Consider the following 13,964-nt stretch of genomic DNA (forward strand, 5'->3'; position numbering starts at 1 on the left):
GGCCAACACTCTTCCCTTGTGCGCTCGAGCATGCCGGCAGAAGAACGGGCCAGCAAAGGGCAACCGCAACGACGCCGTGGCCGGGTACATCCAGCGGCTCCAGGCACTAATGGGCCGCCAACGGGCCGTTCGTGACTCAGGTTCGCGGCCCGAGAGCCCGATGGGCCTGCCCGGTCACGGCCTGATCGAGATCGCGGCCCAAGTTGGCGGCGATCTCCGTCCGCCCGCCTTCGATCCACCCCTTGACCGTATCGAGGTGCTTACGAGTCGTTCGCTCCTTCTTGTGGACGGCCGCTTCTTCTTCCTGCGCGGTTAGGCCTGGCCGTCGCATCGCCACGTACATTATGGGATCGTTGTGGCCGAAGATTTCCCGGGCGATATGCTGGCAGGCCTCGTCACGCGTCTTGCCTTCCAGCCGCGTGAGGTCCCACGCCCAAAGGCCAAGAAGGGCTCCTTCCAGCTGATTATTGCCGCCGACGATGGTGTTGACGCTGTGGTCCGTTGCTGCAAAGCGCGTGGCAAGGAACGACTCGTAACCCTCCACGTCATCGAGCATTGCATTCGCGCCGCCCAGCGCGTCCATGATGGCTGCGCGGAGGTAGACCAGTGCCGCGTCGATGGCGCCTGGCACTTTGGTGAGGTCGATACGAAGAAAGAGCGAACGATCAACTGGTCGACCGTCGATTGAAACGGCGTTATGTTCGCTGTCAAAAATTTCAATCCCTGACCCATAAAACCGTGGTTCACGAGCCGCGTAGCTGATGGCAAGCGTCAGGTTCAGGTCGGCGAACGCGCGCGCACCATGAAGCCACTGATAAGCGCTTTCCACGCCAGGAATGGGGGTGACGAACTTGAATTTGCTGTTAACCACGCCGTCATAGGACGCATGCAGGACATCACCACGGACGACCGTCGTCATGGAGAGCAGGCTGAAGTAATCGAAATAGTTAAATCGATCCATCAGCTCCTCAGCAAGGCGCGTGAAGGGGGCTACTGCGGCGATGAGAAGGCGTACGACCCGATGGACCTGCTCATCGTTGTGGAATCCCTTCAAGGCATGCATGTCGATCACCTCTTCGGTGGCCGACTCCACGTCACCACTATCGACGGCGCGTCGACCTTTTCGCGTCTCGAGCAGCCAGAATCCCGCCGTGAGAATATCCGCTTGCTGGTGCTTGAGGAGTTCTTGCAGCACGGCGTGGGGAGAGTTGGCAAAGCACCCCTCGATCGAGGTTCTCACCGCGACCAGTGCGTCATATTCCGCGCTGAATTGATGCATGAAGCGCCGGGCAACGCACTGCTGCACAAGGAATCGGTTGATGCGATCTCGCTCTCGGCGGTTGCGAATTGCCACCACCGGCGACGACGACTTGGCATCACCGGCGGCCGCTGCAGATGTGCGCTTTGTCTTGCCAGTCTTAGTTCTGCCTTCCATGTCAAGTCACGCTCTGCGTCGATATAGTGTGGGTGGATTCGGCAGATAGCCGCTCCCTACCATGGGTCCACCTCAACTATTAGGAGAACCCATGGCAATCGGCACTACCCTCAAGCACATCGTAACAAAGCCCGCGGGTACCGCTCGTCTGGTTGAAGGGTTTTGTACCTTGCACCGCGGAATCACGGCGGGAGTCACCCCGTCCCAACTGCGAGCGCTCTACCCCAGCCTACAGTCGTATTCGGATGCCGCCATCCGCGGTTTCACGGACATCGGCGGGATGTTGGTCGCTGGAACGGCGCGCTTCGCGGCGGACCCGCTAAATTCCGATGGCCCCGAACCCGACGTTCTGGAGCCGTAGTCAGGGTCGCCGGCGGCCGGCGATCAATGTTGCCTGCCGCCGGCGGTACTCCGACCGTAACCGCTTGATCCGTCGGCTGAAGTGACGTGCATACGTTCGCGGTCTACGGACCACAGCCCTCCGGCGGCCGCCAACGGTTGTAGCCGCTACCGACCCCGGCATGGCCTGTCACGACTCCACACTACGCTGGTGGGTCGGCGCAATGCAGGCGCCAGAAACACACTCCACGAGCCGTTCGGGCGCTTTCACCTCACCACGTTCACACGGTCGGCGACCAGTAATCATACGCCAGGGCGAAGCCTGCGCCGTCCCGCTGAATCTTGCCCGTGGTCGGCTGGTTGAAGTGCATCCCGCTTACCGTCACCTTGTCCGCCGCCACCCTGTCGAGCAGGCGGCCACGAGTACGCCGGGCTTCGGCCGGATCACTGTCAAATGCGATTGTGACGTCAGGCTGTGCGGTCTGCACGTGCGGGAAGTGCACAACATCACCCCATACCAGCAGGGATTCCTTTTCGTCACCCAAGAGGTATCCCGTGTGTCCGGGTGTCGACCCCCCGTTAGTTAGTGCCAACCATAACCCAAGGTCGCCGGATCATTTTGCTGCCTGAATTCTGCGGGCGTCAGCCCGCCTAAGCTGTCGTGCGGTATCTCGCGGTTGTAGTCGGCTAGCCAAAGCTCTGCCTGCTCGCGTACTTCGGTCAGGTTCCGAAACACGTGCATGTCGAGGACACCACGCCGGAAGCTGCCGTTGAAGCGCTCGATGAAGCCGTTCTGCATCGGCCTTCCCGGCTCGATGAAGTCGAGCTTGATGCCTTTGCGTTCTGCCCATTCCGCGAGCGCCAGAGCGACGAATTCCGGACCATTGTCCAGACGAAGCTTTGACGGATAACCGCGCCATGCAGCGACACGCTCGAGCGTGCGAATCACACGCGACGCAGGCAAATTCAAATCGATTTCCACGGCGAGTGCCTCGCGACTGAAGTCGTCGATGACGTTGAACGTTCGGAACCGGCGGCCGTCCCAGAGCGCGTCGGACATGAAGTCGATGGACCAGCTTCCGTTGATCGCCTCGCCGGCCACCAGTGGTAGCGGGTGACGCGTCGGGACATGCTTCTTGCCGCGTCGGCGGCGATTCAACTGCATCTGGCAATACACGCGCCACACCCTCTTGTGGTTCCACGGCAGACCGCGCCGGCGGATGATCTGAAATAGCTTGTCGAAGCCGCGCTCGGGGAATCGCTCAGCCAGCTCCGCTAATAGCCCGATAACGGGCTCGTCGCGATCAGGGCGAGCCTTGTAGCGCAGCGTAGATCGCGAGAAGCCTAGTGCCTCACAGGCCCGGCGCTCGCTCCATCCGTGCTGCTCGACCAGCCAGGTGATGAGCGGGCGCTTATGCGCCGGGTCTACAGCTTTTTTGCGATGAGATCCTTAAGCCCGTGGTTCTCCATCGCCAGATCCGCATACATGCGCTTGAGCTTGTTGTGCTCCGCTTCCAGGTCACGCAGGCGATGAACGTCCGACGCCTCCATGCCACCGTACTTCGATTTCCAGGTGTAGTAGGTCGCCTCGGAAATGCCGAGATCCCGGCACATGTCCTTGACCTGCCTGCCGCCTTCGACCTGCTTCAGCGTCGCAACGATCTGGCTCTCGGTGAATTTGCTCTTGCGCATCGTGGGTCTCCTTGGGGATATTTTGCCCGGAGACCTCGGTTTATGTCTGGAGTAAGTTTACGGGGAGGCGACAGGAGACCTCGGTTTATGTCTGGAGTAAGTTTACGGGGAGTCGACACGGGCGTGTGTCCGGGCGTGTGGCCGAACAGAGGGACGGCCTGAATCCTTCGCCTCGCCTCCGCCGGATGTGGCGAACCGCCAAAGCGTTGGCACGATTTATGGCGCCACTGTCCATCCTGGCTGGAAGCAACCGCCAGCGACTGAATAGCGTTCCGACGGCGCCGCGCTCGACCGTCCGATGGACTATCGATGGCCTGCAAGCTCAAGTGAGGCCGAGAACAGCTCCGCTTACTACTCTTCGGCCGGCGGACAGGCGCGCGGCCCTTCGCCAAGTGGGGCGGACCTTATCATTCGGAAGGAAGCCAAAGGGGTGCCTTGCCATCGAAGGCAGAAGCGACAAAATCGGTAAGCGCCGCTCGGTCATCAGGCGTGAGGGTTGAAGCTAGATTGATGAGTGCTAAGCGCTTCTCGCCGAGGTCTCGGGTTGCTTCCGTTTGAAACCGAACAACGTTTGGGAGGCATTCGAGCGGATAACCATAGTTGCGTGACCGCAACTCGCACGCATGCGCGCTGAACAAAGATGTCAGCAGCTGGTTCCACACTTTCAATGGCATATCCTTCGTTTCCATTGATCGGATGTGGTCATCATTGTCGTAACTTAGAAGGCCGTCTGATGACTCAAACGTCTTTCCTAAGTGCTCCCAATAGATTGCCTCATCAATGCCCGACAGATAAGCCAAGTAGTCGCCGATATAATCTTCCTGAAACCTTCTTTCATTGACGATGATAGCCAGATCGTCTTCTGTCAGAAGTGCTAGCAACGCTTTCGCAACATCTAGGGGTAGTGACGTGAGATATTCGTGGCGATCTTCCGTCCAAGGAAGAGCCATAAACTCCTCGTAGATGCTTCCAAGAGATGCCTGCCCCTGACGGTAGTTTGAGAGCTGGAATTCCATGTCGTATAGAGGCATTGAAGGCGTACTCTTTGCGGCCTCATTCAGGGCATTGAACGCCTGAATAATGACGAGCTTTTCGGGTGTGTTCACCCACTTCCGAACTGCAGTGGTCAAGCAAAAGACCGGTACGCCGCAAGTCGCTAGGTTCGAAACCAATGATTCACCCAGCGACGTCACTACCACGGACGCCAGAGCAAACTTAAGTGTGGCATCGACCGCCTCCGCAACATAGTTCTTGACAGCCACGTTTCTTTTTTCAAAAAGCTCAAATAGATCGTCGATCTTATCTGTCAATTCCCTCATTTCTTGCTGGGGCGAGAGGCCGCTTAGCACGCTTGTGAAGTGCATTCTGAGGGCGCGACGCAACTTGGCATGCCCTGACATCACATCAAAGAAATCCTCAGTTCGCACGTCTTCCATGTAGGCAACACGTTCGTCCCGTAGAAGTTTGGCGACGCACTGTTGGAATTTGAAACTCTCAGATGAAAATAGCGGATCGACCTCCCTGCCTGCTGGTGAAGCCGGCATGGGCTTCGAGCCATCTTCGAGGAGGACGTAGGGATGTAGGGGGAGGCCCTCCTTGATTGCGGCGAAGGCCAACGAAAGGCCAAGGCTGGCGGCCTGAACGGCGCCAGCTGCGCGCAGCTCTTCATCAATGGCAGAAGCTAGGTTGCTCCACACGATAGGGTGCGCCAGGATGACGAGGCCGCCACGCAATACTGTTGGCCTGAGATTCAAAAGATTGCAGGCAATCTGCGCGAGTAAGCCCTTGCGATCTTGATTCGGTTGATCATTAGCGAAAATGCGACTATGGATGACATCCCAAAGGACAACACGATCACCATAGATCAGGCCAAGTTTTACGAACTGGTCAAAATCCGGAGCAAGCCCAAATCCAACCGTCTGGATATGGGTTGATCCGTAGTCGATCGTTGCTTCTCGTGCGCGCAGTTCAAGTTCGTCCCGCATGAGCTCCGAGAGATCATGGCGCAACGAAGAGATCGATTCCGCGTCGATCCATTCAACAATGCAGACGGCCAGGCCGGCGTCATTTAGTTTTACGTGAAGGTGCTTTTCAAGAAGGTCCAGGTATTTCAGCGTAAATTCGACGGCATCATCTTTTTTAGCGATGTCGGTGGCGTTTCTTGACACAGATTCGATTCCTTTCATTGGCTACTACGTCGTGCATAAAGCACGCCGTCGGTTAAGGCATGGCCGGACGGCAAACGTCGTCCTGAGTTTAAACGGGCCGCAGCGCTTCGCTGCGGCGATCGTGTACGAGTTGCGCCATCCAGTCGATGAATGCTCTGACTTGGGGGGCGAGGTATTGCCGGTTGGGGTACATGATCGACAGCGGCCAGAGGGTTTGGGATGCACCGGGGAGGACCTTGACGAGCCGACCGGCGGCCAGCTCTTCGGCCACCAATAGCTCCGGCACCTGGATCAATCCCATGCCCTGTTTCGCACATGCCACCAACGCCTCGGCATCGTTGACCATGAGAGCACTCTGCATCACCAGCGCGTGATGCCCCTCGAGCGACATCTGCCAGGCGATCGCGCGATTGCCCCGGCCCGAAAAGTAGTTCACCGCGCGCAGGCTACGTAGGTCGTCGATCGCCCGGGGCACACCGTGCCGAGCTAGATACGCCGGGGATGCACAGATCACCATGCTCACCGTCGCCAATTGCCGGGCGATCATGCTGGTGGGTGGCAGCACGCCAATTCGCAGGCCGCAGTCGACCGCGTCCGCCACCAGGTCAACAGGCTGATCGCTTACGCCGAGAATGAGATCGATGTCGGGATAGCTGGCGGCAAAGCTGGGCAATTCCGGTATCAATAGGGGCTTAGCGAGAGCCACCGGTATGTCGACACGAAGGCGGCCACTCGGTTGGAAACCCGCACTTCCGAATAGGTCCTGGGTCTCTGCCACGTCCCGCAACAACGTGGTGGCCCGGTCATAGAGCGATTCACCCTCCCCCGTCAGGCTGGTGCGCCGCGTCGTGCGATGGAGGAGTCGCACACCAACGCGAGACTCCAGTTCGTTGATCGCTTTCGTGACGCTCGGCCTTGCCAGTCGCAGCGTGTCGGACGCACGCGCGAAGCTGCCTGACTCGGCGACAGTAACGAAAATCTGTAGTTGTCGAATGAAACCCACGACCCCATCATAGTTTCCATATTTGCTAATAATCAAGTTCCTTTTATTAGTCTTCCGCAGTCCTGTTGGCGAGCCTACCTTGTGCTCCACAGCCGGAGCGCATTCCTGGCGCCCCTCGCGGAATTGACATGAATACAACCTTCTCCTTCCTCAGTGCCCCGTCACGGCTAAGCCCTCAAGCGAATACCCATGCCGGATTTGACCAGGTGTTCGCCAACGGCCGTCTGACGTTTGGACTGATTGCGCCGTTGGAGAGTTATCCGCACTCGCCGGCGCCGACCATGAAAGACCACCTGGCCATGGCCCAATTGGCCGACCAGGGCGGTTTCAGCAGCTTGTGGCTACGGGATGTGCCGTTCTACGACCCGACCTTCCGCGACGTTGGCCAAGTATTTGATCCTATGGCGTATGCGGGCTATTTGGCCTGCGCGACCTCCCGTATCGCACTGGGCACCGCCGGGATCGTCATGCCGTTACGTGATCCTCTGGCGGTGGCCAAGCAGGCCACGACGCTGGACCACCTCACGGATAACCGCTTCATCCTCGGTCTGGCCAGCGGCGATCGACCCGTTGAGTACCCTGTCTTCGGTGTGGACTACGCGACACGCTCGGAGCGCTTTCGCGACGCCGTGGAAACGATCCGCGCCGTTACCGGTCCAGCTCGAATGAGAGGCGTCCTTCGCGCGAGCCTCCCACCCCCATCAAGAATGACCGCGTCTGAGCTTCGCGCTTCGCGCTTCGCGGGCGAGACGGCTCAGTGAGAAGCTAATTGAGAATTGTTGCTAACGCTTCAAGACGTGATGCGACTCGTCAACTCGTACAGGTCCCTCGTCGTGCCTGCGGCATCACTTCTTCAGCTCGGTGCTTGTCGGGATCGTTAATGGCCGAATCGGTCGCGCACCGAAACCGACCATGCTCGAAAATTCGACGGTTGCGGCTGCATCCGATCGATACTCGACCTGCTGTCTCTAGCATCATCTCGCATGCCGGTCTCAGACCAAAGTCTATCCAAATACTGATCGAGCAGGATTGACGCGAGCAAATACGGTTGGGCGGACCCGCCGGAACAACGCCACTCATTGCAGATAAACCAGAGTAGATGATCGCTTGTGAGGTCCGGAAAAACATCGAGGAACTGCAAAAATCGATCGTAGGGCGACAGTGTTTCGTCTTGCTCGCTACCAAGCGGTGCTGCCTCGCTGTTCTTGGCGATGTACCCAAGAAGCGAATTCCATCCGTACGTGAGGCGCTTGGCCCTGGCAAGCTCCACACGAAACGCACGACTTTCACCTCGGCATCTCCTGAAGCCTTCCAGGATCCGATCATGTTTGGCAATGTACTCTTTAATCTCGATTTTAAGGCGGCGATTCTCATTCTGCAGAGCAAGAAAATCAGCGTCAATGGTTAGTCGCCTTGTAATAGCTGCCTCTCGCCTTGCAATGTCTCGTTCGATTGTGTCAATGCCTGCAAGTTTTCGAGAAATACTGGCTTCCTTAGCCTCTAGGTGATGCTCTTGATCGACAACTTGTCGAGCTCGGTGGAGTAACATACGGATAGCCGATACAGAGACGTCCGATAGAGCCACCGATTCGCCAAGAATTCCTTTCAACTCATTCGCGATGCGAGCGTCTTTGCACTGCTCGATCGGCCTTTGTTCCAGTATGTAGCGAACGAACATTGGTCGGATCGCCTCTGCCCGTGAATCGATGCGAGGATTGCGGACGTCTTCGTTAGCTAGGATCTGGCCCAGAGACAATGTAAGGTTACAAACGGCCTCGTCAGACGAAAGGTTAGCAACCTGACGCAAGAGGTTACCTGGTGGTACCAAAGAAATTTGTGTTTCGCCCTCGGTTAGCATGACGTTTCGCGGCGCTCTGTCAGGGGCAACGCGGCGGCCATCGCCTCCATCAGGTCTCGGTCGGAGACTGCGATGAGTCTGCGAGTAGTAGAGGATTGAAAGTCTTCGCAGACGACGGCCGCATGGCGCGCGCCCGCAAGGGGGCTGAATGTCTCCCCTGGGATGGCATCGACACCCAGAGCTGCCTGTACTGCACCGTACCGTCCTAGCGCCCATATCGGCCCTGATAGCATCCATTGCACGAATCGTGGAATATCTGAACTCGGGCTTTCGCGCATAAGTCCGTCACACGTTGCCATGCAACGAATCCACGTCTCAGCGAGAGTGCGTCGCGCATATTGTGACGTTATCAGTGAAGCGCGCGACTTCCGATCGGCCAGGTCCCTGCCCCTCCATCGTAAGCGCTTTCGATAAGCGGCGTGAAACATATCGAGGAACTCGTTTGCCGACCTTGTCATCATGCCCACCGAAACGCCAGCTATCATACTCTCAGCGTCTGTTGACAGAATTCCTGACGGAAGAATTGCCCTGACGATCGCAGATACCTGTTCAGTCCTTTCCGGTACAGCGATCCACTGCAGACCTATGGGTGACAAGCACTCCTTTCCGAAGATGAAACCATGCGTCATTCGACACATATCATTGACGACATCCTGGTTTGCGTGGGGTATCGTCAGGACGCTAGCGGTGTAACGCGGATGGGTTGTACCCGATCGATAATCTGAACATTCAACGAGCCACTCGAGCGCAACACGTTCGATATCCGCGGGTGATCGGGAAACTCGAATACCCCCAATCTGACCATTGCAATGATCGCACCGAAAGGGATGTGTCACTGTATTGCGTGCGCTGTTCATGCCGGTTGAACTGCCGCAGAAATGGCATGATTTTAGGATTTTTGTGTGATGGAATGGACAGTCATCAATCCACGGCAGTTGATACAGCAACGTGTGATATCCATTCGACCAACAGGTTCGGCAGTAGTGCAACTCGTCTGTCGAAGGCAGTAGCGCCGCGACGGCGATGCCCTCAATATCGGGGGTCGAGCCCTGCGAAAGCCATGGTACCCACGCCTCGATGGTGCCTGTCGCGTCAATAATACGAGCAACTGCGTCATCTCCTGCGGAGAACAGGTCAGTCATGCGTTCCCTGACCTTTCGATTTCGCCATTGACTCGATATGCCGGGCGACGATAGCGCCGTTTCAAGCCCCGTTAATTGCTTTAGGTTGACCATCCTTAGCGAATTCTGTGTAGCGACCCTGCTAAGTCGTGCATGAAGAGACATCGACGGGCTCATGGTCGCGATTCCCGGCAGGTAGGTCGACGCGCTCACTTGTCCGCCTGCGTCATCTGGACGAGCGCCATCTGCTCCATAAAGCCAACCTGATCCAGAATGTTCGCCCACGTATCGGAGCCGATCAAATAGGGTGGATCAAGCAATCCTACGACGCGCAGCAAGACCTCGTTCGCCACAAGCGTAACCGCCTGCATGGGCAGAGATAACACGCCAGTCCCGCCGGACTGGCGAAACACCTGCTCCATAACGTCCCAGGCATTTTGGGCCAAACTATGCATCGTGAGCCCAGCAGAAAATCGGTCTCCGGCGAATGCTCGGGTGAAGGAAATGCCGCTCCCTTCAGGAAATATCTGCTTGGTGTCGTATTGAGACCAAGCATGGGCGAGCGTGCCCGCCGAATCGATGCCATTTAGATGAGTGACGTCGCTCATGAATCTGCCGACGATATGGCCCCGCTTGAGGGTACGATATCGCGCAATGATTCCGTCCAGCTCGGGTGATGCGACAAGGATAACGATCAACCGAATGCCTATCACATCAAGCTCATTGGCGAGATTGATCAGGAGATGGTAAGCCAACCTGTTAAGCCATTGCGCCTCATCAACGAACATGACAACGCGCTTGCGGTCCATGTGCTCAGTCATCTCGCCAAGCTGAACGATGATGCGAGATCTAAGGACCGATTCGTCACCTGATCTTAGCGGGTGTCCGGTCGCCTCAAGAATATGGCTGAAGAGCTTTTTTGGCGTTATAGAGCTGTGGAACCGCTGCGGTAGGATAAAAATGGGAACATCCTCATGGAGGAGTGCCGTTTTGTTTGACACAACCCATCGTGTTGCGCGGCTCTTCCCCATTCGGTACGCCGATGTCATTGCCTTTCCCGGCATGCCTGATTCGATCAGTGCGACGCACCAATTCGCATACTCGCCGATGGGCTTGGTCGCGATCAGATAATCATTTGCTTCAACGGGGTGCTTCATGGCCTAAATCTCGTCGATGTCTATCCATCCACCTCGAGGAACAGCCTGGCGAACCGTCTTCTTGCAATTCTGAGGTGCAAGACTTCCCCGCATGGCCATCGTCGCGATGGTGGATCCGGATGCGCGGGACTCATTGGCTGCCGCAAGATGCTTGCGCGTGAAGCGAGCCTGAGCGTCCTCGTTGACGTCGTGAAGGGGAAGGCCTTCCTGTCGTCGCGATTTAGCGATCAAGCGCCGCGTTTGGATGTCGCAAGGAACGGGGCTCTGCCATGGGGGCGACGTCCCCCCAAATTTGAGTAGCGCCCCGGTTTCGAGTTCAATCCCCCACAAGAAGGAGATTGGACGTGAAGAAGCGTTTTTCCGAAGAGCAGATCTGAGCTTGCCCGGATTTGATGGACACCCATCGTGAGCCGTAAGGTTCGTCCAGAGGTGTCCCATGTCAAAAAGAATTCGTCGTCAGTTCACACCTGATTTCAAGGCCGGCGCGGTTGCCCTGGTCCTTGAGCGAGGTCAGCCGGTGTCTCGGGTATGCCGTGACCTGGATCTGGTCGAGAGTGTCTTCAGGCGCTGGATCGAGAAGGCTCAAGCCGGTTCTGGAGCGCCTTCGCGATCGCCCCCCGCCGTTCCGCTGACGGCCGAGCAGGCCGAGATACAGCAGCTTCGACGCGAGAACGAGATCCTGCGGATGGAGCGTGACATCCTAAAAAAAGCGACGGCGTTCTTCGCCAAGGAATCGAGCTGAAATGCCGGTTTATCGAAGCGGAGAGCGCGTCGTACTCCATCGTGGTTCTCTGCCGGCTGCTCGAGGTGGGTCGCAACAGCTTCTATGCCTGGCGGCATCGCCAAAAGCATCCGAGCCCCCGCGTGCTTCGTGACCGCCAGCACCTGGCGCAGCTGAAGCAGTTGCATGAGCGCAGCCGAGGGCTTTACGGCAGTCCCCGGCTATGGCATCTGGCTCGTGAGCAGGGGCTGAGCCTGGGGCGCCATGCGACCGCCCGCTTGATGCGCCAGGGCGGTCTCGTCGGGCGCAGCTGGCGTACAAGCAAGGCATCACGACGGGCCGCCACGGTGTCCGTGGTGGCCGATAACCATGTTGATCGATGCTTCACCACGGCCGCCCCTGATCAGGTCTGGGTAACGGACATGACACAGTTCGCCACGCAACAGGGTCCCATGTATCTGGCCGTCGTGATCGATCTGTACGCCCGGCGAGTGATTGGCCACGCAACGGCTGCGACTATGCATACCGACTTGCCCTTGCAGGCCTTGCGCATGGCCGTAAGCCAGCGCGGTTCGGCGCAGGGAGTGCTCCATCACTCCGACCAGGGCAGTCAATACACGAGCGCGGCTTACCAGGCCGAACTCGCTCGACTGGGTATGCGGGTGAGCATGAGCCGGCGCGGCGAGTGTTGGGACAACGCGGTGGCTGAGAGCTTCTTCAGTACGTTGAAGTGCGAGATCGCAGCCCCACGCCGCTACGCCTCGATCGAGGAGGCACGCCACGTGGTTTTTGAATACATCGAAGTGTTTTATAACCGGCAGCGCTTACACTCGACCAACGGCTATCGATCGCCTGCGGCGACCGAAGCTGCTACCCCATAACTTGAGTGTCCATTAAACCGGGGCAAGCTCATTCACCCTCTTCGGTTAAATCAACGAGGTAACCTGGCTTTTTTGACTGCGACTCGAGCTTCTCGGGTGAGCCCGCCTGGCGGAAGCACTCGGTCAGCAGAGACGCCAGGTCATGGATGTCAGCGCGTGGCCACCACGCTTGCAACTGGTCGGCCAGGCGGTCCTCTTCGGACTCGTCGTCGCGCCGCCCGAATACCAGGCTCGCAATCCGGCGCAAGCCGTCGTCGAAGCTCGCGAGAAGGAACTGGGTATGTTCGAAGGGCGTTTCCCGCACGCGTTTGACGAAGTCACTGATGTAGGTCAGGTCCCATGCAGCGTTTTTTACGCCAGCGATGGCTCGCTCGCGGTCGGGTGAACGCAGTGCCTTGAATAGCCGTTTCCGGGGTGCCGAGTTGGGGGCGAGGTAGAGGAGTGCGAGAAGCGCGGACGGGCCGCCCAGGATGAAGTCGTGGTGCATCCATTCGAAAAAGGTGCATAGCGGTGCTGAGCATCTATCGGTGCATGCCCGCGCGCCATCTGCACGCAGCGGGATACCACGTTGCGATCGGGCAGGAGAACGGTGTTCTGGCCCTCGACTCGATGAGCGTAGAGAAACGAGTCGGGGGCCATCAGGCCATTGTCCGGCGGCAGGTACCCTGGCACGCACACAGCCGCTTCGGCAAGTTGCGCCGCCACTGCCCAAAGGTCATCGACGGGAAAATCAGTGGGGAGCAGGTAGTGGATGTCCATCACCAGAAGCTTGCCAGCGGCAGCTGCCGGCGCAAAGCGGCCCCTGACGGCCGGGGGCGGACGGAATAACTGGGCGTCTGGCAATGGCAGTGTGCTCCTATCACGCTCGCCGACGGCCGCACGACCTGATCGATGAGCCCCCCCTCCCTGTACGCCCACGTCGCCATGGTTGAACGTATGGCTGGGCGCACTTGCCGGGGGCGATCGACAGAACGTCGGCGGTTAGCGTGGTGTGCGCGCCCGAACGAAAATCGACCGTTGAACGCTCCTGAACGAGCTCGCGCTAGCGGTGCTAGCCGCCCAGGGAAATAACGCCGCTGGCCATGGGCCTCAGCTGGGCCAGATGATGGGTACTCACGATGACGACGCGGCTTGCCTTATATGCATCGAGCAATGCCAGAAATTGGGTCATGGATGCTGCGTCGATCTCGTTGATGGGTTCATCGAACAACATGACTTTCGCTGCTGTCATCAGGGTGGCGGCAAGCATCACTTTCTTTGCCGAACCCGCGGACAAGCTGCCCATGGGGGTGTCCAGCAATCCGTTGATTCCCAATCGCCCTACTACCTCGTCGCGGTAAGCGTCATCGCGCTTCGTGGCCGGGTAAAGGGACGTGACGAAGTCGAGGAGCAGACCTGAGCGCATCCAGGGAATATCTGGTGGCGTCCCCGGGGCCAGTGCCACTTCGCCCTGCATGTGCCGGAGTGGCCGGCCGTCCAGCCGCATCGCTCCGGACACGCATGGGATCGTTCCCGCGATGGCGTTGAGCAAGGTCGTTTTGCCGGCGCCATTGGGGCCGACGAGGAGATGAAGTCCCGGCACGAGCACG

General features: G+C 58.3%; 12 protein-coding genes. 3 read left to right on the top strand and 9 right to left on the bottom strand.

Translation table 11 applies throughout. The features are described from left to right. Positions 1-136: 136 nt before the first annotated feature. The 5 genes from AB8808_RS11220 to AB8808_RS11240 form a co-directional block, all read right to left on the bottom strand. On the bottom strand, positions 137-1,435 hold the full coding sequence (locus tag AB8808_RS11220) for a hypothetical protein (protein WP_369929382.1): 1,299 nt from the start codon (positions 1,433-1,435) through the stop codon (positions 137-139). A 620-nt stretch (positions 1,436-2,055) separates the two neighbouring features. After that, positions 2,056-2,319 (bottom strand): MBL fold metallo-hydrolase, encoded by a 264-nt coding sequence (locus tag AB8808_RS11225; RefSeq protein WP_369929384.1) that lies wholly within the window; start codon positions 2,317-2,319, stop codon positions 2,056-2,058. Positions 2,320-2,357: 38 nt separating this feature from the next. Next, positions 2,358-3,466 (bottom strand): IS3 family transposase gene (locus tag AB8808_RS11230; RefSeq protein WP_506193211.1). Its coding sequence is split into 2 segments (ribosomal slippage): positions 2,358-3,205 and positions 3,205-3,466, totalling 1,110 coding nucleotides; the frame shifts between segments, so codons are not numbered across the junction. Positions 3,467-3,873: 407 nt separating this feature from the next. Then, positions 3,874-5,652: a hypothetical protein gene (locus AB8808_RS11235; protein WP_506193212.1), complete on the bottom strand. Its 1,779-nt coding sequence runs from the start codon at positions 5,650-5,652 to the stop codon at positions 3,874-3,876. A gap of 70 nt (positions 5,653-5,722) precedes the next feature. Then, entirely contained in the window at positions 5,723-6,673 is a 951-nt protein-coding gene (locus tag AB8808_RS11240) for a LysR family transcriptional regulator (protein ID WP_369929390.1), read from the bottom strand. A 92-nt stretch (positions 6,674-6,765) separates the two neighbouring features. Between AB8808_RS11240 and AB8808_RS11245 the strand changes: the two genes are divergently transcribed. Beyond that, a complete protein-coding gene (locus AB8808_RS11245; protein ID WP_369929392.1) occupies positions 6,766-7,398 on the top strand; it encodes an LLM class flavin-dependent oxidoreductase in 633 nt (210 codons plus the stop codon). A 116-nt stretch (positions 7,399-7,514) separates the two neighbouring features. Here AB8808_RS11245 and AB8808_RS11250 read toward each other — a convergent pair whose 3' ends face one another. Both AB8808_RS11250 and AB8808_RS11255 read right to left on the bottom strand, forming a co-directional pair. Then, a complete protein-coding gene (locus tag AB8808_RS11250) occupies positions 7,515-8,315 on the bottom strand; it encodes a hypothetical protein (RefSeq protein ID WP_369929394.1) in 801 nt (266 codons plus the stop codon). Between the two features lie 1,510 nt (positions 8,316-9,825). Continuing rightward, the gene (locus AB8808_RS11255) at positions 9,826-10,773 is read right to left on the bottom strand and encodes an ATP-binding protein (protein ID WP_369929395.1); all 948 of its coding nucleotides are present in this window, start codon (positions 10,771-10,773) and stop codon (positions 9,826-9,828) included. A gap of 436 nt (positions 10,774-11,209) precedes the next feature. Here AB8808_RS11255 and AB8808_RS11260 point away from each other — a divergent pair, with 436 nt between their 5' ends. Both AB8808_RS11260 and AB8808_RS11265 read left to right on the top strand, forming a co-directional pair. Then, positions 11,210-11,515 (top strand): transposase, encoded by a 306-nt coding sequence (locus tag AB8808_RS11260; RefSeq protein WP_036140207.1) that lies wholly within the window; start codon positions 11,210-11,212, stop codon positions 11,513-11,515. An 11-nt stretch (positions 11,516-11,526) separates the two neighbouring features. Further along, on the top strand, positions 11,527-12,375 hold the full coding sequence (locus AB8808_RS11265) for an IS3 family transposase (RefSeq protein ID WP_369931245.1): 849 nt from the start codon (positions 11,527-11,529) through the stop codon (positions 12,373-12,375). Positions 12,376-12,403: 28 nt separating this feature from the next. Here the strand turns inward: AB8808_RS11265 and AB8808_RS11270 are convergent, their stop codons facing one another. Together AB8808_RS11270 and AB8808_RS11275 are read right to left on the bottom strand one after the other, a co-directional pair. After that, positions 12,404-12,862, bottom strand: coding sequence for a hypothetical protein (locus AB8808_RS11270; protein ID WP_369929397.1), 459 nt, complete (start codon positions 12,860-12,862; stop codon positions 12,404-12,406). Positions 12,863-13,426: 564 nt separating this feature from the next. Beyond that, positions 13,427-13,963 carry an ATP-binding cassette domain-containing protein gene (locus tag AB8808_RS11275; protein WP_369931246.1) on the bottom strand — a complete coding sequence of 179 codons (537 nt, stop codon included), beginning with the start codon at positions 13,961-13,963 and terminating at the stop codon, positions 13,427-13,429. Position 13,964 lies beyond the last annotated feature (1 nt).

This window comes from Xanthomonas sp. NCPPB 2632 (genome assembly GCF_041228075.2).
Lineage (GTDB): Bacteria > Pseudomonadota > Gammaproteobacteria > Xanthomonadales > Rhodanobacteraceae > Luteibacter.